Source organism: Pseudoalteromonas haloplanktis ATCC 14393, from assembly GCF_000238355.1.
Lineage (GTDB): Bacteria > Pseudomonadota > Gammaproteobacteria > Enterobacterales > Alteromonadaceae > Pseudoalteromonas > Pseudoalteromonas haloplanktis.
Map to the genome: position 1 here is coordinate 104,559 of NZ_AHCA01000006.1, position 22,781 is coordinate 127,339.

The 22,781-nt window shown below is 41.1% G+C and carries 20 protein-coding genes and 5 tRNA genes; 18 read left to right on the forward strand and 7 right to left on the reverse strand.

The genetic code is table 11. The features are described from left to right. Positions 1 to 33: 33 nt before the first annotated feature. Both PHAL_RS0112680 and PHAL_RS0112685 read left to right on the forward strand, forming a co-directional pair. Positions 34 to 1,251, forward strand: a complete 1,218-nt coding sequence (locus PHAL_RS0112680; RefSeq protein WP_016708792.1) for a choline transporter — start codon at positions 34 to 36, stop codon at positions 1,249 to 1,251. Between the two features lie 9 nt (positions 1,252 to 1,260). Then, entirely contained in the window at positions 1,261 to 1,968 is a 708-nt protein-coding gene (locus tag PHAL_RS0112685; RefSeq protein ID WP_016708793.1) for a TorF family putative porin, read from the forward strand. Between the two features lie 220 nt (positions 1,969 to 2,188). Here PHAL_RS0112685 and PHAL_RS0112690 read toward each other — a convergent pair whose 3' ends face one another. The 4 genes from PHAL_RS0112690 to PHAL_RS0112705 form a co-directional block, all read right to left on the reverse strand. Further along, positions 2,189 to 2,995, reverse strand: coding sequence for a substrate-binding periplasmic protein (locus PHAL_RS0112690; RefSeq protein ID WP_016708794.1), 807 nt, complete (start codon positions 2,993 to 2,995; stop codon positions 2,189 to 2,191). Between the two features lie 151 nt (positions 2,996 to 3,146). Further along, positions 3,147 to 4,391, reverse strand: coding sequence for a hypothetical protein (locus PHAL_RS0112695; RefSeq protein WP_016708795.1), 1,245 nt, complete (start codon positions 4,389 to 4,391; stop codon positions 3,147 to 3,149). Continuing rightward, positions 4,388 to 5,224 carry an ABC transporter ATP-binding protein gene (locus PHAL_RS0112700; RefSeq protein ID WP_016708796.1) on the reverse strand — a complete coding sequence of 279 codons (837 nt, stop codon included), beginning with the start codon at positions 5,222 to 5,224 and terminating at the stop codon, positions 4,388 to 4,390. The genes PHAL_RS0112695 and PHAL_RS0112700 overlap by 4 nt, the downstream gene beginning before the upstream one ends. A gap of 2 nt (positions 5,225 to 5,226) precedes the next feature. Further along, on the reverse strand, positions 5,227 to 5,601 hold the full coding sequence (locus tag PHAL_RS0112705) for a GntR family transcriptional regulator (protein WP_016708797.1): 375 nt from the start codon (positions 5,599 to 5,601) through the stop codon (positions 5,227 to 5,229). A gap of 94 nt (positions 5,602 to 5,695) precedes the next feature. Here PHAL_RS0112705 and PHAL_RS0112710 point away from each other — a divergent pair, with 94 nt between their 5' ends. Genes PHAL_RS0112710 through PHAL_RS0112720 form a run of 3 tightly spaced genes read left to right on the forward strand, consistent with a single transcriptional unit; the run spans position 5,696 to position 9,090 of the window. Continuing rightward, complete coding sequence (locus PHAL_RS0112710) at positions 5,696 to 7,216, forward strand: alpha/beta fold hydrolase (RefSeq protein ID WP_016708799.1); 1,521 nt, start codon at positions 5,696 to 5,698, stop codon at positions 7,214 to 7,216. A 3-nt stretch (positions 7,217 to 7,219) separates the two neighbouring features. Next, entirely contained in the window at positions 7,220 to 7,954 is a 735-nt protein-coding gene (locus tag PHAL_RS0112715; RefSeq protein ID WP_016708800.1) for an ABC transporter ATP-binding protein, read from the forward strand. Beyond that, on the forward strand, positions 7,951 to 9,090 hold the full coding sequence (locus PHAL_RS0112720) for an ABC transporter permease (RefSeq protein ID WP_016708801.1): 1,140 nt from the start codon (positions 7,951 to 7,953) through the stop codon (positions 9,088 to 9,090). Before PHAL_RS0112715 ends, PHAL_RS0112720 begins: the two co-directional genes overlap by 4 nt. 66 nt (positions 9,091 to 9,156) lie before the next feature. Here the strand turns inward: PHAL_RS0112720 and PHAL_RS0112725 are convergent, their stop codons facing one another. Both PHAL_RS0112725 and fldB read right to left on the reverse strand, forming a co-directional pair. Further along, complete coding sequence (locus tag PHAL_RS0112725; RefSeq protein ID WP_016708802.1) at positions 9,157 to 9,567, reverse strand: hypothetical protein; 411 nt, start codon at positions 9,565 to 9,567, stop codon at positions 9,157 to 9,159. Positions 9,568 to 9,593: 26 nt separating this feature from the next. Further along, positions 9,594 to 10,115: a flavodoxin FldB gene (gene fldB / locus PHAL_RS0112730; protein ID WP_016708804.1), complete on the reverse strand. Its 522-nt coding sequence runs from the start codon at positions 10,113 to 10,115 to the stop codon at positions 9,594 to 9,596. A 149-nt stretch (positions 10,116 to 10,264) separates the two neighbouring features. Between fldB and xerD the strand changes: the two genes are divergently transcribed. The 13 genes from xerD (at position 10,265) to PHAL_RS0112795 (ending at position 21,686) form a co-directional block, all read left to right on the forward strand. Further along, positions 10,265 to 11,149: a site-specific tyrosine recombinase XerD gene (gene xerD / locus PHAL_RS0112735; protein WP_036981016.1), complete on the forward strand. Its 885-nt coding sequence runs from the start codon at positions 10,265 to 10,267 to the stop codon at positions 11,147 to 11,149. 64 nt (positions 11,150 to 11,213) lie between these two features. After that, positions 11,214 to 11,942: a bifunctional protein-disulfide isomerase/oxidoreductase DsbC gene (dsbC, locus tag PHAL_RS0112740; protein WP_016708806.1), complete on the forward strand. Its 729-nt coding sequence runs from the start codon at positions 11,214 to 11,216 to the stop codon at positions 11,940 to 11,942. 74 nt (positions 11,943 to 12,016) lie between these two features. Then, positions 12,017 to 13,738 carry a single-stranded-DNA-specific exonuclease RecJ gene (gene recJ, locus PHAL_RS0112745; RefSeq protein ID WP_016708807.1) on the forward strand — a complete coding sequence of 574 codons (1,722 nt, stop codon included), beginning with the start codon at positions 12,017 to 12,019 and terminating at the stop codon, positions 13,736 to 13,738. A gap of 131 nt (positions 13,739 to 13,869) precedes the next feature. Next, positions 13,870 to 14,968, forward strand: a protein-coding gene (gene prfB / locus PHAL_RS0112750; RefSeq protein WP_138553755.1) for a peptide chain release factor 2 whose coding sequence is annotated in 2 segments (ribosomal slippage) — positions 13,870 to 13,944 and positions 13,946 to 14,968 — 1,098 coding nt in all. Because the reading frame shifts where the segments join, the coding sequence is not laid out codon by codon here. Between the two features lie 26 nt (positions 14,969 to 14,994). Next, positions 14,995 to 16,530: a lysine--tRNA ligase gene (gene lysS, locus PHAL_RS0112755; RefSeq protein WP_016708809.1), complete on the forward strand. Its 1,536-nt coding sequence runs from the start codon at positions 14,995 to 14,997 to the stop codon at positions 16,528 to 16,530. A 267-nt stretch (positions 16,531 to 16,797) separates the two neighbouring features. Further along, positions 16,798 to 16,980 carry a hypothetical protein gene (locus tag PHAL_RS0112760; protein ID WP_016708810.1) on the forward strand — a complete coding sequence of 61 codons (183 nt, stop codon included), beginning with the start codon at positions 16,798 to 16,800 and terminating at the stop codon, positions 16,978 to 16,980. A gap of 129 nt (positions 16,981 to 17,109) precedes the next feature. Continuing rightward, positions 17,110 to 17,202: transfer RNA gene (locus PHAL_RS0112765), tRNA-Ser, on the forward strand. Positions 17,203 to 17,239: 37 nt separating this feature from the next. After that, positions 17,240 to 17,316, forward strand: a tRNA-Arg gene (locus tag PHAL_RS0112770). Positions 17,317 to 17,453: 137 nt separating this feature from the next. Beyond that, positions 17,454 to 17,530, forward strand: a tRNA-Arg gene (locus PHAL_RS0112775). Positions 17,531 to 17,802: 272 nt separating this feature from the next. Then, positions 17,803 to 17,879 (forward strand) — tRNA-Arg (locus PHAL_RS0112780). A gap of 93 nt (positions 17,880 to 17,972) precedes the next feature. Next, a tRNA-Arg gene (locus PHAL_RS0112785) sits at positions 17,973 to 18,049 on the forward strand. Between the two features lie 1,455 nt (positions 18,050 to 19,504). Beyond that, positions 19,505 to 20,839, forward strand: a complete 1,335-nt coding sequence (locus PHAL_RS23615; RefSeq protein WP_138973951.1) for an alpha/beta fold hydrolase — start codon at positions 19,505 to 19,507, stop codon at positions 20,837 to 20,839. Continuing rightward, positions 20,814 to 21,686 (forward strand): hypothetical protein, encoded by an 873-nt coding sequence (locus tag PHAL_RS0112795; protein WP_016708812.1) that lies wholly within the window; start codon positions 20,814 to 20,816, stop codon positions 21,684 to 21,686. The genes PHAL_RS23615 and PHAL_RS0112795 overlap by 26 nt, the downstream gene beginning before the upstream one ends. Before the next feature lie 156 nt (positions 21,687 to 21,842). On the opposite strand, the gene PHAL_RS0112805 is transcribed toward PHAL_RS0112795, so the two are convergent. Further along, on the reverse strand, positions 21,843 to 22,718 hold the full coding sequence (locus PHAL_RS0112805) for a YeeE/YedE thiosulfate transporter family protein (RefSeq protein WP_016708814.1): 876 nt from the start codon (positions 22,716 to 22,718) through the stop codon (positions 21,843 to 21,845). Between the last annotated feature and the right edge of the window lie 63 nt (positions 22,719 to 22,781).

The window sequence follows — 22,781 nt, forward strand, 5'->3', positions numbered from 1 at the left end:
TGACGTATTATCATTTATTTTGGGGGGCAAATTATGACCTTATGGCTTAGTGCTGGCATTATTTTTACCCTACTAGCAATTATCGCAATATTAGTTAAATGGGGAAATGTACAGTGTGTAGGCGTTACACCTGTTAGAACATTTACCTTTATTGCCATCTTATTTACATCAGGCTTAGACGTTGGCTTGATCATGTTTCCACTGACTGAGTTTGCAGGTTATGCAGACATAAAAGCAAGCCCAGAGTATGCGTTTGCCAATCCATTAGCCATCGAGTTTGGTTATTGGGGCTTTCTGATCTGGGGATTTTATTTCCTTACGTGCTTTTATTTCTGTGTAATAGAACCCAAAGTGAAGTTTTTCGAAATTCCGTGGGTTAAATTAATCAATAATGTGGTAATTATTGGTACTTGTGCATTTACTGCTTTTTTATTGCTGTCTAATTTACCTTGGTATTTACCGAGTTTAGGTGATGGCGAGTCGATTATTCCTACTTTTTATTTAATTGTATTTGCTGCAATTTGCTTTGCAGTGTATTCAAGCACAGATATAAAGTACGTGCGCTTTTTAAGTATTTCAACTACTTGGCTATTTATTGCCCTAATTGCTTTTATGTGGTTTGGCGCATTCATGGGTGAAAACGGACAGATTTCTGACTTTACAAGTAATATTGCTTTAATCGGAAATTATTTTGGCAACATCAATGAGTTTGTTTTACCGCTTAATGATTATCATGAGTTTTACTTATTTTGGTGGTTTGCTTGGAGCATCATGATTGGCCAGTTTACCTCGCGTTTTGTCGGTGGATTAAAGACCTATCAAGTGCTTGGCGCTATGTTAATTTTCCCATCAATTCCAATAGCCATTTGGTTTAGCGTGCTTTATCAATATCACGAAGCGGGTATACCGACTGAAGGGATTAAGAATATTGCCATGGTATTCGTTGGCGTTGTATTTGTGATCAACTCACTGGATTCACTTATTCGCTTGTACACTGATAACTTGAATATGACTGTTAAGCGCTTGGGTAAATTTAACTATATTGCGCTTAATGTTGTGGCACTGTCGTTGTTAACCCTATTATTTAAACTAAACTTTTTACAAATACAGTGGGTTGGGGCATTGGTTATTGGTTTGTTTTTTGCGTGTGCTGCGTTCATAGGCTACAGCAAATTTAAAACGGTCAGTAATATTGATAGTTCACCTAAAGATAACAAAATTGACTACACCAAAATTGAATCAGTAAGCTAAGGAATTAACATGACAACACATAAAACACTACTTGCAGTTGCACTGCCATTCGCACTTTTCTCAGCTTCTGCTTTAGCTGATTGGTCAACGACCATAACGGGCGTGTCAGATTACACCTTTAATGGTGTCAGCCAAACGCAAAACGACCCAGCAATTCAAGGCAGCCTTGATTATTCATTTGGTGATTCAGGCATGTACGCCGGTACGTGGGCATCAAATGTTGATTTTGGTGATGATACTAATATTGAATGGGATGCTTATTTTGGCCGCTATGCGCAGCTAAATGATGCACTGAGCGTTGATTATGGTTTAGCGTATTACAGCTATCATGGGCAAAGCAATTCAAGCGATGGTAACTATTTTGAAGCTTATACTAAGTTTGGTTATGCCAGTGAGTTAGGTCAAACAGAGCTTAATTTTTGGTACAGCTGGGATTATTTTGGAACAGGGGCTGGGCACGTAATTTCGATGGTTGCACACACTGTTGAACTTGCGCCAAATCATGCACTGCGCGCAAGTTTTGATATTTCAAATTCACTTGATGGTGATAAGTTTGCATGGGATACCGACGGTAAATCGTATAACCACTATCGCCTTGCGTATCAAACTAGTTTTGAAGGCTTTGATATTGAAGTGGCAGCTGAAAACACCAGCTTAGATATCGATACAGCTGATGAGCGTATTGTGCTTTCTGTAGGACGTACTTTCTCACTTTAATTTTCTAAGAGTTTGTTTAAGCACTAAAGCGGCCATGATCACGTGGCCGCTTTTTTATGCAATTAATACCAATCGACTTAAATATTTAACCATTCTAGCGAGGTAAATAAAGCGCTAATAACATTGAAAATAACAACTTTATATAAAAAGTTATGCTTTGTTATCACTCCAGTTATCTGTCGCTATAAATGCTCCGCAACTTAACATGATTGGTATTACTTTAAGGCTTGATAGGGTGATAATCACCTTGCTCTAAGCCTTTAAAGTAAGCTTGATAACGGCCATCTTGTTTAAACTGCTGTAAGTGTAAATTGAATATTTTAAGCAGCTCACTACTTTGCTCCGCATTATTTGGAAACAGCAAAAAACTGTTATTGAGGAGGATGGGCTGAGGGTGGTGGGTGATAGCTTCAGCAAGTTCAGGAAGCTGATTGTTGAGTATGTGATAACCTATATTTATCTCTTGCGCAAAGGCATCTATTCGGCCTGCTGATAAGCGACGAAAATTTTGCTCTGTACTGCTTACCTGTGATAAGTCGAATATATCTTCTGCAACAGCTTTATCGAACTCAGGGCCATAGCTGTAATTTAGTCCTCCGCCTATGATTAGGCCTCGAAGATCGTGAAAATTGTGCCATTCAAAATGGTTATCTTTTTTATAAAAAAATACAAACTTTTCCCTGAGCACCGCATCGCTATAATTATAGTTCTTGACCCTGTCTTTGCTAAACATCCAAACCGCAGTTGCTGCATACTTACCGTTGTAGGTGTCATGATAAGCACGACCCCATGGTAAAAAAGTAAAGTTAGCTTGGATCCCTGCCTCGCTAAAAATATCTTTGATAAGATGGGCAACAACGCCTTCAAAAGGCAGGGACTCACTCAAAAATGGCGGCCATTCCCCTGCGCTTATAGTGATGCTTCTCTTATTGAGTTCTGTCTTTATTGGCACTGCGAAAGCGCAGGTCGTGCAGCTGAGTAACAACCATGTAATGCAAAGTGGTAATGCTACTCTAGCATTAAACATTTCGTGCTCCTTGAATTATGGTTTTAGTTGTTAACTAATTGTAGTTTGATATTAACGCAGCAAATATGCAAAAGCGAATTATCACTTTATCGCTTACAGTAACGCTTTATATTTTGATTGAGAATGCCCTATTAATGAATAGGGCAATTTACTATAAATATCGAGCTGTAAAACGGTTTATTGCAGCCATCGCGAGAGTATAAGCCACCATTAGAGTGAGTTTGCTTACGCTGTCGCCGTTATCAAACATATAGTTTGCCAAGCCCATATTTAAGCCAAAAGATATACACATAAAAAAACTGAGTAAATTTATATTCTTGCATACATTACCAATAGCAAAGCTAAGTAATACCCCCGCAGAGCAGGCCAACGAGTAGCTTAATATATTGAATAATAAAAATGTTGGATTAACTAAACTAAGCGCCGAAGCTGTTACAAAGCACAGCATCGCCACTAGAATAGCAAGTTTTAACACACTATTACTAAGAGCGACTTTTGCGCTATAGCTACTATTGTAGATAGGGAGGGTAGATAACAACTCCCATGAATTATGTTTTTGCACTTTGCTCCATAAACTCAATGAAACAATTGCGAATAAGGTCAGTGTTAAAACAAAAATGACATGCTCAGTGATGTTATAAAACAAGTTTACCGCTACACCAAGAGTGCATAAAAGTGTAAGCAAAATAAGGTATTGAGAGAGCCCTGAACCCACAAAGTAACTAAGTGGGAATAACCCTTTATTAATTGAGCTGCCGTAATTCGATAAAAGCCCACTAGGAATTGGCGACCAACCAGATTGCAGACCATTGCGATAATTTGTTAATGAGTCAGAGCGCCATTTATACGCAGATGAAAAGTTCTTATTAGCCAACACGATAGCGATATATGCAACGACATTAACTGGGATTAACCAAATCGGAAGTTGCTCTATAAGTACACACACTAATGTTGCGATAAAAAAGCTAAGGTAGCACACAGAAGTAAATAAATGACTGAATGAGCGATTCAAAAACCAAATGATCAGTCCTATAAGATTAGCAAGTGTGAGGGTGACAAGTAGGTTTATATTTCCAGCAATAATGATACTTAAAATAGAAATTAAGTTACTAAATACTATGAATACCTTACCTTGAAACATCACATGCTCGCGGTACCCCGCAACCAGAGTCTGCCATTCAGTTGCTTGCATTTTGATGCTTTGCCACGCTATTGCACTGTACATACAGATAGTTGAAAACATGATCATTAACGTAATAAGTTCTTCAATGCCGGTAGCAATAAGGCACAGAAAAGAGGTGATAGTTGCAGCGATAAAATAGCTGGCAGACCCCACATCTTTTAACCAAAAGTTAACAGCTCCTTGATACCAAGGGCGGGTGCTGGCTTGCATCATCCATGTAGCTCCACAAACAACTGTTCTAGAGAGAGTGTATTGATTGCTAAAGCATGAGGTATAGTTTCACCAGTGTAGCCATAAATGATGGCACAGTTTTGCTGTTGGTTAAGTACCTTGTATGCACTAAGATCAACGGTCGATTCTTTAAAGCTGACTTTTCTTACCGTATCTCTTATTACTTCAAGCTCATCGAGTAGCAGCAGCTCGCCATCTTTTAATAATGCGATGTGGCTTGCAACACGCTCAATATCAGAGGTGATATGCGACGAAAATATAATGCCAGAGCCAGCGTCTAATGCTAAATCGAAAAGGTCACTCATAAATTCGCGTCGAGCAATCGGGTCTAAACTAGCAACCGGTTCGTCTAAAATTAGCAATTGCGGCCTATAAGCCATCGCCATAATAAGTGCGAGAGTTTGGCGTTGGCCGATAGATAGGTCATTGATTGCATCACTAGGGTTTAACTCAAAACGCGCGAGCCATTTTGTCTCTAACTGCATATCCCAATTGGGGTAAAAGCTACGATGTAAAGCCAAGGCGTCAGCAATTTTAAAACCTTCATAACCAAAGGTTTGCTGAGCAACATAGCCTATTTTTGCCTTATTGCTGGCGCTTAGTTGATGGCTTAAATCGCCTAATATTTCTACTTCACCTTGGTCTGGCTTTATTAAACCCAGGGCGCTACGCAACAAGGTTGTTTTGCCTGCGCCATTTTTACCTAATAAACCAATCACCATTCCAGACTCAACGCTTAAGTTTATGTTGTTTAATACATGGCGCTGATTGTAATGTTTAGAAACATTTTTATAGCTAAGAAGTGGTTGTGTCATTGTTATAGTTCCCACCGTTTTTTTATTAATTCAGATAAGGTTGTTTGGGGCACATCAAGTTGTTTTGCCTGCTGAATAAGTTGATCAATTGCTTTGAAAAGTAATGTTTCTTGCTGATCCGTTTGTTGTGTTGTTTTTTCTGCCACTTTGGTTGCCTGCCCGCGACGACGCTCAAGCCAACCTTGATCGACTAATTGGCCTATGGCTCTAGAGACGGTCATAGGGTTAACTGCAAAGTGATCCGCTATTTTTCTCACTGATGGAAGCTCTTCCCCCGCAGCTATTTGCCCGCCCACAATCAAACGCACGATTTGCTCATGTAGTTGCTTATAAATAGGATCGCCACTATTGGGGTTGACATTAATAAATTCTAACATTACTCTTTCTCTACTGTATTAATACATTAATACACCGATACACTAAGGTTTAAGTTATCACATTGAGTGTAAAATGCAAACAAGGGAAAGCGTAATGAAAAGTACAATAAATCGTTGTAAGAGCATGATAAATATAGCGATGATGCCTGTTTTACTGGCTGCATCAACAGCGCTATACGCACAAAAAAAACCAAATAACTCACCCAACCTGACCCCATGTTATATGGAGGGGCTATCAGATAGATTGATGTGTGGCAGTATTGCACAGCCTTTATCTGATGATCCTAATGATGGAGTGATTGATATTCACTTTGCCGTTATACCAGCAATAAAGCCGAGTAACCCAGACGAAGCCGTTCTGGGTTTTGCTGGTGGCCCAGGGCAGGGGGCTATTGATTTAGCCGCTATATTTAACCGTAACTTACGTTTTGCCCGTGAAACACGCGATATTGTATTAGTTGATCAACGTGGCACCGGTTATTCGCATCAGTTGCAATGTGACAGCGATGATTTAAAAACCCAGTTTGTTTTTAATGATGTTATTGCTGATCTTCAAGCTATGGGAGCAGAAGATACCCAAAAGTGTAAAGCAAAGCTCAATATTGACTTAAGCCATTTCACAACCCCGGTTGCAGCTAAAGATTTTGAAGCGGTACGTAAAGCACTTGGCTATAAAGGTTTTCACTTGTTTGGCGTTTCTTATGGGACTCGCATAGCCCAGGAGTACATGCGTCAATTTCCAGAGTCGGTGCTAACGAGTACTTTGGATGGTGTGGTTCCTATGCAGCAAAGTTTGGCGGCCATCGGCGGTGCGATTGATGGTTCATTGGCTGCATTATTCAAGCGTTGTGAAGCTGATACTTTGTGCGCAGAGCATTACCCAAATTTAGAAAATAACTTTCATGCATTACTGGCACAACTTGAGCAACAGCCCGTAAAAACACAGGTAAGGCACCCTCGTACTCACGATGTTATAGCTTTTACAATCACAAAGATGAAGTTTTACAGTGCGATACGGTTTGCACTCTATAGCCAAGCTCAACGGGCAATTGTCCCCATGGTTATCGAAAAGGCGCTAAGTGGTGACTTCTCACCTTTGGCAGGCATGATGGCGAATGTCGATTTAACCGAAGCATTAGCAATGGGGATGCATAACGCCATTGTGTGTGGTGAAGATTGGCCAAATTTAACCCCGCAAACCCGCCAAGAATATGGCAAAACTTATATGGGTAAAGCAATGATTGCAGGGTTTGATATCGCATGCCCTATTCTTAATGTGCAAGCTGTTGATAAGGCATTTTATCAGCCGCTAAAAACCAGCACGCCGACGCTACTGTTATCTGGTGGGCGAGATCCCGCAACACCAGCAAGTTGGGCTGAGCTGGCAATGGTTGAGATGACAAATGCCACTCATTTAGTTGCACCAACTGCAACACATGGTGTTGGCTCACAAACCTGCGCACCGAAAATAATCGCAAAATTTATTGCACAACAAAGTATGCAAGACATTGATACAGACTGTCTTGAAGAGCCTAATGACAAACCGTTCTTTATGAATATTAACGGCGTAGCCGTTGCAAATAAGCAATTAACAGATACAGCTAACAAGGAGTAAGTGATGATTAAAGTAACTAATTTAGTTAAAAAAATTGGCGATGTGAATGCGCTCAATAGTTTAAGTTTTACTGCTCAAGACGGCAAGATCACAGGGCTCTTAGGACCTAATGGCGCAGGTAAAACCACCTGTTTACGCACTGTGTTTGGATTATTAAAGGCAGATAGCGGAAATGCAGAAATTGACGGTATTGATGTTGCCAAAGAGCCAATGACTGCAAAGCAAAAGCTGGGTTTATTCCCTGATCCTTGTGGCTTATATGAGCGGTTAACGCCACGGGAATACATTACTTTTTTTGCACAGCTAAGCGGCCTTAATGCCAGTGAAGCTAAGCAAGCGACTACCGAAGTGATAAATAAATTAGCGATGAATGATATTGCAGACCGTCGTTGCCAAGGGTTTTCGCAGGGGCAACGGATGAAAACAGCGCTAGCTCAGGCGGTGGTTCATAACCCATTGAATATAATTTTAGATGAACCAACCCGCGGCCTTGATGTAATGAGTACCCGCATATTAAGAGAGCTGTTATTGCTCCTCAAAGCGCAAGGGCACTGTGTGTTATTTTCATCTCATGTTATGCAAGAAGTTGCCGCATTGTGTGATCATGTGGTGATCATGGCTAATGGCCAAGTGGTGGCTCAAGGTTCTGTGGCAGCGTTATGTGAACAAGCAGGTAAAGAGACGTTAGAAGAAGCATTTGTCGCATTGATCGGGAGTGACGAGGGGATTGCAGCATGATTAATTTATTAAAGGTGTTATATAAAAAAGAAGTGATGGACGCCAGTCGCGATAAACGTTCCATAATGGCGGGGTTGTATTATGCGATAGGTGCACCAATCGGTATGTGCTTGTTAATGAGTGTGTTGCTGCAGCAATTAGCCTCACCGGAAGCACTTAACATTAATATTGAAAATAGTGAGCGTGCGCCAGGACTTATTGCTCACCTAAATAGCCAAGATATTTTTGCCAGCCATGATGAGAATGAGCGTAAAGCAATTACCTTAACGATCAGTGAAGACTACCAACAAAAAATGAGTGAAGGGCGTCCAGCTACAGTAACGCTGATTGCAGATAAATCAGATGATAAGCTTCGTAAGCACATCACCCAAGTTGAAAAAGCAATCGCGTTGTACAGCTCTGAAATAGCCAGTTTGCGTTTAGTCTCTCGTGGTGTGGATCCTAGTTTGATGCGTGCAATCGCTCTTGAAGTACATGACCAAGCGACCCCTGATTCAAAAGGGGGCATGATATTGGGAATTGTTGTATTAACACTTATTTTAGCGTTATTTTATGCTGCGATGAATTTAGCAATTGATACCAGCGCCGGTGAGCGAGAGCGAAATTCATTATCGTTATTGTTAAGTCATCCATTACACAGTTTGCATATTGTGTTGGCTAAAATAGGCGCTATAACTACGTTTTCGATGTTAGGGCTAGTGGTCATTTTAGTGGTCTCTAAGTTTTCATATGCAATGGTGCCGTGGCAGCAAATGGGCTTTAGTATCACTATTACGCCTGAGTTTATGCTGTTTAGTATCGCGATATGTTTGCCTATTGCTTTGATGTCGGCCAGCTTACAAGTGTTTGTATCTTTTATGGCTAAGTCATTCAAAGAAGCGCAGTCTTACGTCACTATGGTGTTATTTATTCCCATGGCGTTAAGCATGATAACGACTTATGATATTGCGACAGATAAAGTGCAATGGTTGCCGATAGCTGCTCAGCAATTTGCACTGATGGAGTTTATAAAAGGGAACCCAATTCCAGTACCGCAGTTACTGTTATCAACAGTGATCACACTGGTATTATTTGCAGCCTTTAGCTTTTTAAGTGCGCGAATGCTGAAAAGTGAAAAAGTAGTGTTTGGTTTATGATTGTGGGTTAATAAACGAGTCAGCAAAGCGAGCTCTCGGTCGCTTTGCTGAAATCTAAAATCCCCTTTAGAAAAGCTGTTTTACCTCATCCAGTTTTATCTGCTCTATTGCAGGATCACTGAGTAACATTTTAAACACCTTAGCAGCCTGTGATTTATCAATATTAGCGCTACTAAAGGAAATGGTTTTAAACTCTCGTTTAATTGTTAAACCATCAATTGCTTGCAGTGACCCTTGATGCTTAATTAATACAGGCAGTTCTGTTTTTGTATCATCGTATTTTGCGAAAGCAAGTTGTGATAGGTTAAATAAATCATTAGCAAGTTTACCTGCATTGATAAATGGCACTACAGCATCAGGAATAAAAAATAGCTGTCCATGGCGGTCATAATGTTGACTGCCAGTGCAGTTCAGTGGTTTTACGGTGTTATTACTGAACTCGATTATATCGCCATTGATCAAGGTAAATTGTGCCATTCGTTGTCCCGTCGCAGCAGCGAGATTTATAACGTCTCGCTGTACTCAGTCATGATTTGCTCAACCCAGTTAGCAATCCGTTCATCACTGTGCTCGTATTGGCTGTCTTCGTCGAGCGCTAAACCAACAAAGTGTTTGCCGTCTTCGGTGAGTGCTTTGGAGGCTTCAAACTCATAGCTGTTGTCGTTTGGCCACAGGCCTAATAAAGTAAATTGTTGGCTACTTATTTCATCATGCAACATGCCTAGCGCATCTTGAAACCATTGGCCGTAACCTTGTTGGTCGCCCATGCCAAATAAAGCGATGGTCTTGCCGTTGAGATCAACACCTTTAATGTCATCCCAAATTGATTCCCAATCTTCTTGTAACTCACCAAAATCCCAAGTTGAGATGCCAAAGATGATAAAGTCGTAATTCTCTGCATTTTTTAATGGCTCGTCTTTGATGTTATGTAGGCTGACAATGTCTTGACCGATAATATCGCGGATTTTTTCTGCTGCTATTTCTGTATAGCATGTAGTAGAACCATAAAATAAACCAATTTGCATCGTATTTATCACTGTGTGTTTGCCTGATATGATAGGCTGAAGTTTACCGTAAGGTATTATTAATTGATACCTTGATAACTATGAGAATAACTGTGACAACGTTACCTGATCATGAGCCATTGGGCTCAGCCAATACAGATCACGACGAATTGCTTGGTAATAGCGATTACCTAGAATCTTTTTTAGATAACCTCTATTTAGAACAACATGTAAGTGATAATACACTCGCAGCGTATCGTAGTGACCTAGATAAGTTTTGCCACTTTTTAGAAGGCCAAGATTTGCTCACAGTGACAGGGCAAGATATTGAAAGTTACTTAGCGTATCGTGTTGATTCAGGCTTAAAGCCACGCAGTACTGCGCGTAGCATTAGTGCACTGAAACGTTTTTATCAGTATTTTGTACGCGAAAAAAAGATTACCGATTCGCCAATGGTGAATATTGCTCAGCCTAAAGCTGGCCAGTCACTCCCTAAAACCTTATCTGAAAACGAGGTAGAAGCGCTTTTAGCTGCCCCGAATGTTGAAGAGCCTATGGGCTTGCGTGATAAAGCCATGCTGGAACTATTATACGCGACAGGATTACGGGTGAGCGAATTGGTAGGGCTGCGAATGGAGCAAATTAATTTGCGCCAATCAGTGGTGTTTGTCAAAGGCAAAGGCAACAAAGAGCGTTTAGTGCCACTTGGCGAAGAAGCGATGTACTGGCTGGAGCAGTTTTTAAAGGTGGGTCGTGCACAAATGATCAAACATGCCACCGACTTTGTATTTCCGTCAAAGCGCGGAGTGGGTATGACCCGACAAACTTTTTGGCATCGTATTAAACACTATGCTATTTTGGCAGCAGTTGAATCGCCATTGTCGCCTCATACTTTGCGTCATGCGTTTGCAACGCATTTATTAAATCATGGTGCAGATCTTCGGGTTGTACAAATGATGTTAGGGCATAGTGATTTATCAACCACACAAATTTATACACATGTTGCTAATGAAAGGTTAAAGTCGGTACATCAGCAACATCATCCGCGTGCATAGTGAAAGTTTTCTGTGGTTAGGCGGTCTGAGTAGTTAAGAGTTATCAGGATATAAGAGAACAATTATGAAAAAGTTAGTATTAGCCGGTGCAATGTTAGGCACCAGTTTAAGTGCGTTTGCTAATGGCGTAGTAGCCATTCCTGATGCCAATGATCCAATCGTTACTAAATTTGCTGAGCTAGGTGTTACCGTTAAGCAAATTAACCCAAGCCCAGTGGCGGGGTTAAAGGAGTTGATCACCGACAAAGGTGTGCTTTATGCAAGCCCTGATGGTCAGTTTTTAATGCAAGGCACATTAATTGATTTAAACAATCGTAATAACCTAACAGAGCAAGCACTAAATGGTGTACGCAAAGAAGGTTTAGCGCAATATGAAGATTCAATGATTGTTTATAAAGCTAAAAATGAGAAGCACAGTATCACTGTATTTACCGACATTAGCTGCGGTTATTGCCGTAAATTACACCGTGAACTGGATGATTTACTTGAAGCCGGTATCACAGTTAAGTATCTAGCATTTCCTCGTGGTGGCTTACAAGGTTCAGGTTATGCCGATTTAATGAATGTATGGTGTGCGAAAGATCAGCAAGAAGCAATGACCGCAGCTAAATCGGGTGCTGATACTAAAGTAATGGCGGGTTGTCATGCACCAGTGGCAGAACATTACCAGCTTGGTCAAAGTTTTGGTATTAACGGCACACCAGCGATCATTTTAGAAGATGGTACGATGATCCCAGGCTACCAGCCTGCTGCGGCATTAGCTGCGGCACTAGAAGCGAATAAATCATCATAACCATTTGATTTTTATAAAAAGGCCGTTAAGGCCTTTTTTTGTCTTTATTCTTTAATTAAAAGTACCGCGTTTGCATGAAGAAATTAATTGTTGCCCGTGACCATCATGATGATTCACACCTGCCAAATCATTTACACCCTGTTATTAAACAAATTTATGCTAGCCGCCAAGTAAACCATGCTAATGAGCTAGATAATAGCGCAGCGACGTTACACAACTTCAAATTATTTAAAGACATAGATAAAGCCACAGAGCTACTCCAACACGCATTACATGCGCAAAGTAAAATTTTGATTGTTGGCGACTTTGATGCCGATGGCGCAACAAGTACTGCAACCTTAATGCAAGGCTTAGCCATGTTTGGTTTTATTAACTTAGATTACTTAGTGCCAGATAGATTTAGCCTAGGTTATGGTTTAAGCCCCGCATTGGCGGAGCAAATAGTGACCATGGCGCCTGATCTCGTGATCACTGTAGATAATGGTATTTCCTGTATTGCGGGGATCGCGATTGTTAAAGATGCAGGTATTAAAGTGCTGGTTACTGATCACCACTTGCAGGGGGAACAACTGCCCAATGCCGATGCAATTGTTAATCCCAACCGCCATGACTGCGACTTTCCATCGAAATCCATTGCCGGAGTAGGGGTTGCATTTTATCTACTAATAGCGCTGAGAAGTGCACTGCGTGATGCTGGGTATTTTGAGCAACAATCACCACCAAATCTCGCTGACTTACTTGATATTGTGGCGCTTGGCACGGTTGCTGATGTTGTGGCACTGGATGCCAACAACCGAACTTTAGTACACCAAGGCTTAGCACGTATTCGCAGTGGCAAAACTCGCCCTGGCATTACGGCGTTAATCGAAGTGGCTAATCGTAACGCCGCACGGTTAAGTGCGAGTGACTTTGGTTTTTCGTTAGCGCCTCGCTTGAATGCCGCAGGGCGATTAGATGATATGAGTTTAGGTATAGCCTGCTTACTTGCTACAGATATAAACCAAGCTCGTCGTATAGCGGGTGAGCTAGATAGCCTAAATCATGAACGCCGTGAGATAGAGCAGGGCATGCAACTAGAAGCACAAGCAGTATTAGATAAGCTGGCTTTTAGTGATGAGCAAACCCCTGATGCTATTTGTTTATATCAAGATGACTGGCACCAAGGTGTCATAGGCATTTTAGCGGGGCGCTTAAAAGAAAAATACCACCGCCCCACGGTTATTTTTGCAGGTGGCGACAACGGTGAAATAAAAGGCTCTTGCCGCTCGATTGAAGGATTGCACATGCGAGACCTACTCGAGCGTTTAAATACCTTGCATCCTCACTTGATCAGTAAATTTGGTGGTCATGCTATGGCAGCGGGGCTCACTATTAATGAGCAACATTTTAGTGAGTTTAAGCGTGAGTTTGAAATGGCGGTTAGTGCGCAGCTAAGCGAAGAGCATAAACGCTGTATTATTTTAACCGATGGCGAACTTACCGATGACTGCTTTAGTATGGAGTTTGCCAATTTACTTAAGCAAGCAGGGCCATGGGGGCAACAGTTTCCAGAACCTGTATTTGAGCACACTTTTGAGCTTGTGCAGCAACGTATCGTTGGCGAAAAACATCTTAAGTTAGTACTCAAGCACCGCAGCGGTCGCTTAGTGGATGCCATAGCATTTGGTGTTGATGTACGAGCGTGGCCTGATACAGAGGCACGTTTTGTTAAACTGGCTTACCAATTGGATATTAATGAATTTAGAGGCAAGTTTTCTTTGCAGTTGATCGCCAGAGAGCTGCAAAAAGTGCCATAAAAAATATTTATTATCGATGCATAAAATACTAATAAAACGCGCGGTTTTTTGTTAAAATCGGGCGTTTTTACTATTTAAAGAATTTTATGGGCGATTTGACGCTCGTAATCAGCCATTTTGGAGTAAGGTACATGTTTGAAGTGAATCCTGTGATTAATCAAATCAAGGAAATTCGCGAACGTACTGAATTGCTTCGGGGGTACCTTTGACTACGCTCTTAAACAAGAACGTTTAGAAGAAGTTAACGCCGAACTTGAAGATTCAGCCGTGTGGAATGAGCCAGAGCGTGCACAAGCGCTGGGCCGTGAAAAGTCAGCATTAGAGGCGGTTGTAGAAACTATCGACAATCTAGTCAGTGGCACTGACGATGTCGAAGGGTTAGTTGAACTCGCGGTAGAAGCTGAAGACGTTGATACTTTTGAAGAAGCACAAAGTGAACTTAAAGATCTCAATGAACAACTTGAAGGCTTAGAGTTTCGCCGTATGTTCTCAGGGGCACATGACGCAAATGATGCTTACCTTGATTTACAGTCAGGCTCTGGCGGTACTGAGGCACAAGACTGGTGTAACATGCTATTACGCATGTATTTACGCTGGGGTGAAGCCAAAGGCTTTAAAGTTGAGCTAGTCGAAGCGACAGACGGTGATGTAGCAGGTATTAAAGGGGCGACTGTGCGCTTCGTTGGCGAATACGCCTATGGCTGGTTACGCACAGAAACAGGCGTACATCGCTTAGTACGTAAAAGTCCGTTTGACTCAAGTGGTCGTCGTCATACATCATTTGCTTCTGCATTTGTTTACCCTGAGATTGACGATAATATCGAAATTGATATTAACCCAGCTGATTTACGCATTGACGTTTACCGTGCATCAGGTGCTGGTGGTCAGCACGTTAACACCACCGAATCAGCAGTACGTATCACTCACGTACCAACCAATACCGTAGTGCAATGCCAGAACGAACGTTCGCAGCATAAAAATAAAGCACAAGCGATGAAACAGTTAAAAGCAAAGTTATTTGAACTTGAGTTACAACAGCAAAATGCTGAAAAACAAACGCAAGAAGATGCTAAGTCTGATATCGGTTGGGGGAGTCAAATTCGTTCATACGTTCTTGATGATTCACGTATTAAAGATTTGCGAACCGGTGTTGAAAACCGCAATACGCAATCGGTACTTGACGGTAACTTAGATAAATTTATTGAAGCCAGCTTAAAATCTGGCCTATAACCACCAAGCTAAAAAAGAGCTAAAAAATGACTGATCAAATCCAAGACGAAAATAAGTTAATCGCTGAGCGTCGTGGCAAATTAGACGCAATTCGCGCCAATTGCCCAGCCAACGGTCATCCAAATCAATTCCGTCGTGAGCATTACACGGCAGACTTACAGGCCGAGTTTGGTGATAAGAGTAAAGAAGAATTAGTTGAGCTGCAGCATGTAGTATCGATTGCTGGTCGTATTCTTGCAAAGCGTGGCCCTTTCCTTGCGATTCAAGACATGAAAGGCCGTGTACAAGCCTATGCATCGAAAGATGTGCAAAAAGATCTGAAAGAAAAGTATGGTCAATTAGATATCGGTGACATCATCGGTGTTAAAGGTGCGCTTAATAAATCAGGTAAAGGCGATTTATACGTAGAAATGACAGAGTACCAATTATTGACTAAGTCACTACGTCCATTACCTGAAAAATTTCATGGTTTATCTGACCAAGAAACAAAATACCGTCAACGTTATGTTGATTTAATCACTAACGAAGCAACCCGCGAAACATTCCGCATTCGTTCACAAGTGGTTGAAGGTATTCGTCGTTTCTTAGCTGATCGTGATTTCATGGAAGTAGAAACACCGATGTTACAGGTTATTCCTGGTGGTGCTTCTGCGCGTCCATTCGTCACTCATCACAACGCGCTTGATATCGATATGTACTTACGTATCGCGCCAGAGCTTTACTTAAAGCGTTTAGTAGTCGGTGGTTTTGACCGTGTATTTGAAATTAACCGTAACTTCCGTAACGAAGGGTTATCAACGCGTCACAACCCAGAATTCACTATGATTGAGTTCTACCAAGCATACGCTGATTATATTGACTTAATGAATATCACCGAAGACATGCTACGTACCGTTGCAACAAACGTACTAGGCAGCCCAATCGTTGTTAACACAACTAAAGACGAAAACGGTGAGGTTGTTGACTCTGTAGAATACGATTTTGGCCAACCGTTCACGCGTTTAAGCATGGCAGATGCCATCTTAAAATATAACCCAGAGTTTGATGCGGCTGTATTTAACGACCCTGAGAATCATTTTGAAGAGTTAAAAGCGTACGCTAAACAAGTACACGTTAAAATTCCTGAAAACTGTGTATGGGGTCCGGGCAAGTTCTTATGCGAAATCTTTGAAGAAACCGCTGAGCACATGCTTATCCAACCAACGTTCATTACAGGTTATCCGTGGGAAGTGTCGCCACTTGCTCGTCGTAACGACGAAAATCCATTTGTTACTGATCGCTTTGAGTTTTTTGTGGGCGGCCGTGAACTTGCAAATGGTTTCTCTGAGCTTAATGATGCACAAGATCAAGCTGAGCGCTTTACTCGTCAAGTTGAAGAAAAAGACGCAGGTGATGATGAAGCTATGCACTACGACGAAGATTATATTCGCGCCCTAGAGTATGGCTTACCACCTACAGCGGGTGAAGGTATCGGTATCGATCGTTTAGTAATGCTGTTTACTGATTCATCAACGATTAAAGATGTTATCTTGTTCCCACACATGCGTCCGCAAGCTGACTAAATCTATTTTTAAAATAGTTTTGAAACGCCGCTTTTTAGCGGCGTTTTTGTATTGGTAGTAAAAATTGACCATTCAATGGCAAATAACTAAGTAGGAACTTTTATTTAAGGCATTGAATTAATAAGCGATAAAAATTAATTTAAAAAAAAGTAAAAAATCAACAAGCATTATTTCTAGGTTTAGCTAAACTAGGTGCTTGAAAAGCAGAATAAAGCATTGTTTTTTTATAGCTGGGCAGTCTAAAGGACTTATATAAACGGATTTTACATGAAAGATAAAAAACCTGAGTTACCCAATAACGCATTTAGTACAGAGTTACAAAGAGAAGCCTATTATCGAGCATGCATTGCTGAGTTTCAGCAACTAGGTTATCAAGATCAATATCTCGAGCAATTAACCGATGAATTGGTACCTGTATTAGGTGTATCTGCCGAAGTAAAAAACCCATAACATGATTAATTATCAAGCAGAGTTGACTCTTTTTTAGCGCTTATGGATGTTCTCTAACCATACAGTCACTTTAAACAAGAAAAGTGTTTGACATATTTTTTGAAATCTTTATTATACGCCCCACAAGACGGAGAGGTGGCCGAGTGGCCGAAGGCGCTCCCCTGCTAAGGGAGTATAGGGTTTGTAGCTCTATCGAGGGTTCGAATCCCTCCTTCTCCGCCATTTATTTTTATAAATGGTTACTTGTATTGTAAAGAATGGGCGCATAGCTCAGCTGGATAGAGTACCTGGCTACGAACCAGGCGGTCGGAGGTTCGAATCCTCCTGCGCCCACCATCCTTTACAATAACACTCTGCTTAGAGAATAAATAAGTACGTAAAGTGGTCACAGGTTCACTCTTTGAAGATACGTCCTGCGCACAGCATACTTTACAGATACTCTGCTTAGAGTATAAATAAGCAAACAAAAAAGTGGGCGCATAGCTCAGCTGGATAGAGTACCTGGCTACGAACCAGGCGGTCGGAGGTTCGAATCCTCCTGCGCCCACCACTTTTAACTCATGCTTCAGAGTATAAAAAAGTAAAGTGTTGGTTTAACAACCAAGCGGTCGGAGGTTCACTCTTTGAAGATACGTCCTGCGCCCACCACTTTTAACTCATGCTTCAGAGTATAAAAAAGTAAAGTGTTGGTTTAACAATCAAGCGGTCGGAGGTTCACTCTTTGAAGATACGTCCTGCGCCCACCACTTTTAACTTATGCTTCAGAGTATAAAAAAGTAAAGTAATAAGTCAGATAAGACTTTAAAATCAAAAATAGAATGTGGGCGCATAGCTCAGCTGGATAGAGTACCTGGCTACGAACCAGGCGGTCGGAGGTTCGAATCCTCCTGCGCCCACCACTTTCTATTTTAGTAACCGACAAAAGTCGGTTTTTTTGTGTCCTAAAATGGATATGAAAGTCAGATAAGACCTTAAAATCGAAAATAGAATGTGGGCGCATAGCTCAGCTGGATAGAGTACCTGGCTACGAACCAGGCGGTCGGAGGTTCGAATCCTCCTGCGCCCACCACTTTCTATTACTACTTAAGTTAATAGAGAACAACCGACGAGAGTCGGTTTTTTTACGCCTAAAATTTGCTGTAGGCTCGGGTTTATCCCGCGCTTGTTAAGATGAAACCACCAACAGGGCGGTCGAAGGTTCACTCTTAGAAGATACGTCCTGCGCCCACCACTTTCTATTACTATTTAAGTTAATAGAGAACAACCGACGAGAGTCGGTTTTTTTACGCCTAAAATTTGCTGTAGGCTCGGGTTTATCCCGCGCTTGTTAATATGAAACCACCAACCGAGCGGTCGCGAAGGTTCACTCTTAGAAGATACGTCCTGCGCCCACCACTTTCTATACATTCACGAGCGATGTAAGAAAGCAGAAGCCGACGAGAGTCGTTTTTTTATGCCTAAAATTTGTCGCAGGCTCGGATTTATCCCGCGATTTTAAAGGTGAAACCACCAACCGAGCGGTCGAAGGTTCACTCTTAGAAGATACGTCCTGCGCCCACCACTTTCTATACATTCACAGAACGATGTAAGAAAGTTGTAACCGACGAGAGTCGGTTTTTTTACGCCTAAAATTTGCCTTAGATGCGGGTTTATCCCGCGCTTTTAAAGGTGAAACCACCAATCAAGCGGTCACAAGGTTCACTCTTTCAAGATACGTCTTACGCCTACCACATTCTATACATTCACGAACGATGTAATACCATTGTGCATAAGCATTAAGTCAATTTGATCCATTCTCGATTACACATTTTCTTCACTCGCTCTGACACTGGATCTCTGCCAAGCTGCCTTGGTTGGATGAGAATCATAGTAAGAAAGACCAATACACAAACTTGAATTTCTAATTAATGAAAATTTATCTTTCGATTTGACTCTATTATGAGTTTGAATCTTTATTTTTATTCTTTCTAACTGGTTTCTTATCGAAAATAAAGAAATAGGAACAAAACACTGCCGCTGTAGCTAATATAATTTCTAACATAAAATAACCCTCTGTTTTTTGTATTGTAAATGTTTATTATATGGTCATATACAAACAATTCATTTCCTAAAACCACGCAGATTTAGGAAAAGCGAACAATGATTCCAAAGAAGACAATACTGCTTAGTATATAAATACTATTAAACAATTAACGTAAATAGAGCACTAAAATTTGCTTAAACTCGAGCCTATCCCATTCTTACTTAGTTGTAAAACCTATGGTCACTGGGGCTTGGTTTTAGTTATGCAATTAATAGTAAAGCTGGCAACTAAACTAATAATTTACCTATCTTCGAGAAAGCGATACACTTTACTTATTGTTATTTATAAAATTATTGACCTCTTGCGCTATATATATATTTGTTCTTATTGTTGAGCTACGTCTTGCCACTATCGGTATCTGCTCAAAATTCACCACACAGTGCTCAGCTCTCAGCAGTTACATCTGTTCTTATCCAACCTTTGAGTGACAAGCAACGGCAATTGCTTAAATTTAAGCTCGAACCAGCACAAAACTGGCGATTTAGTTATTTTAATGAAACCGTATTTAATTCAAAGATGGTAGTTTTAGAAGCCGGTAACAAAGCTAATCCACCATTACTGTTAGTACATGGGCTCGGTGAGCTTGCGATGCAAGATTGGTTCTCGGTGATCCCGACACTTGCCGAGAATTATTATGTAATTGCTGTAGACCTACCAGGCTTTGGTAATTCAGAGTCACCACAAGGGCGTTATTCACCTCATAATTATGCTGCAGTTTTGGCTCAAGTTGTTGAGCTTTATAGCGCGCGACCAGTCACTGTGGTTGGTCATTCTATGGGCGCTGCAGTAAGTTTGTCTTTTGCTGGTTTATATCCACAACCACTTAATAAGTTAGTGCTTGTTGATGCTGCTGGAGTGTTGCAAAAGGTTGCTTTTTTAAAGCCGATCACGAATATCGTTATTGAAGATTCGTGGCTGCCAAAATTTGTACGTACTAAGCTTGCACAACTCAATGACTTTACTACAGGCTTAATTGAGTTGGGGGCAATTGACTCTTACTTTAGTGATTTACTGCAGCGCAGCGATAGTGCTTGGAATGCATTAATGGGAGAGCAACCAAACATGAATGCAGCGCTGAGTTTAGTAGAGCAAGACTATAGCAACATTGTTGCAAACTTAAATACCCAAACGTACATCATCTGGGGTGAGCGAGATAACATCGCGCCACTTAGAACAGCTAAGGTCTTGCAGCACCTACTAGCCAACAGTGAGTTGATGACAATAGCGCAAGCCGGTCACGTACCGATGAAAAGCGCAACAGCTGAATTTTTAGCATTACTTAATCATGCCCTTGAAACGCCAGTAGTGGCTCGTAAAGAACAACCACATGAAGCGGTAATGCAATCACACTTAAGCTGTAAAGATCGACACAGTCAAACGTTCTCTGGACACTATAAAAAAGTGCTTATATCGGGCTGTAATAATATTTTACTCAAAGATATGACTGCACAATCAATAGCGATCACTGATTCACTAGTGCGCTTGGAAAATATAGCCATCACTGCTAGTGAACTTGGATTAGAAATTGTTGATTCCGTAGTAGAAGCAACCAATGTAACTATTAATGCGCGAAATGGCGTAGAGCTTGTGGGCGCCCGTTTTGATGGCGCAGGTGTGGAAATAAACGCAACTGCATTGGCAATGATGGTAAATACGCAAAGTAATATCATTTTTTCATTAAGTAAAATCACCAGTGCACATTTTCAAGGCAATGTTCATCAAGCATTTGAACTTCAAAATAGGAACGTAGATGAGTACCTTCAACAAGCTAACTAAAATTGCTGTATTTGTAGGTTTAAGCATTGCTTTAATTGGCTGTCGCTCAACCAAAACAGAGCAACAGCAGTACCATGAGCTTCAAGATGGTATTTTTTATGGTGCTTATTATGGTGTATCTACTGTAAGCGTTGATACTCTAGCTTACACCTACAACACTGTGCAGGAGTTAAATGAAAGCGAAAATGAACTGCTTGAAAGTATTGATCCTGCTATAACTCACGCCACGTTAAGTTTTCTTATCGGCTTGGGAGTTAGTGCTGATTTTGCCGTTGCAGAAAGTGATTTGGCCTATAAAAAAGCAGATAATCCCAGAGCTAAATATTTAGCCTACTCGGCGCAGTCACTGGCATTTTATAGTCAAGGGTGGCGTGATTTAGCAAAACAACGGGCTGATATAATTAAACATGACCCTATGTTTAGTGCAGTGAAGAGCAGTTACCCAAAAGATCAATTAATTGCCTATTTGATTTTAGGTAGCAGTGCTGTGCATAACGGCGATTTAACTACAGCGAATGAAATGTTTACTATTATTGGTGAGCAGATTGATAAGCCGTGGCTACCGTCGGTGGCCAAAGCGGTAACGTTTGCGTTTAACGGCTCATTTTTTAATGCTGTTGATATGTTGCAGGTGTTACTCACAGACCCAAGTTTAACGCAGTATGAGCGTGCAAAATTGGCTGAACTTGAAGTCATCGCACAAAGCAGCTTATCGACAACACGAAAACAACAGGCTATGGCTAATCTTGCTGATAACTTTGTGTTTGAAAAAATAAAAAGCGGTAGTAGTAACTTATATCAGCAATATTTAACTGATTTACAAAGCTACGCTAAAGGTATTATTTAGCTAATGGTTGCCGCAGGTGTTACTGGCGAACATTGGAATCATACTGAGCAAACTCGCGAATACGCCAATCGCAAGTATAGTAGAATGAAAAAATCTCAGCTCCAGCTTATTACTCATGTAACAGCGGGGTATGAGATGTTTTATGCCTAGAATTTGTCACTTTTGCTGTTGACGCAGTGTCATAAGTTTTAATGCAATCATAATGCCGCCAATAATGCCAAAACAAGCTAGCATGCCACCGAGTGAGAGTGCTGGTAGGGCAAATAAGACTTGTGTGTCATTGCCCCCTAAGGCGAGGGAGGCACCGATACCCATTAAAACTCCTGCACTGCAATGAGTGATAAATTGTTTTTTAGTGATGGCAATAAAGGAATGTTTCTTGCCAAAACTCATGCCAATCAATAATAAAGCAATGATTAAGTGTTCACTCAGTGTAGGCCATGAGCTAAGTTCAGGATTACTAAGAGTGTATGTGATTGCTTGTAAATAGTGGCTAGGCGACCAATGTGGACTTATTTGCGTCAGCATGGTGCTAATTGCACCAAAGAGTAATATTGTCAGCAGTGACAATCGCTTTGGGTGAATCATGAAGACAATGAGAGTAATCGCACAACTTGTTAGTATCAAGGGTGAAATCGCCAGAGATGTATAATTAGTCACAGGGTAATTGAGCGACAGCTCGAACGAAATATTAGCAAATAGTAACCAGCCTAGTGCCCAGCCAAAAACCGTTGCCAGCATGCGAATGTCTCGTTGAGCAAGACGGGTTAGGGTTGAAACACTACACCCTTGGTTAAAACCAGCCCCTAAGCCAAACAATAACCCACCGACAAAAAATAATAGATTTGCCCCGTATTGTGGGTAGTTAATGGTCTTCACAGGGTAAATTGAAAACGGCACTACAAACCAAAATGCAAAGCCACACACTAAGATTGCAATAAGCAAAATAGGGCGGCCTGCCATCAAAGCTGTGACGCCTTTGACCATACATAAACCTGAACGTTTAGCGAGTATGCCAATTACGAGTGCCATGGCAAGCGGCAATAAAAACTCAAAATAGCTAATAAAGCACCTCAGATCCGATTCGATTACAAT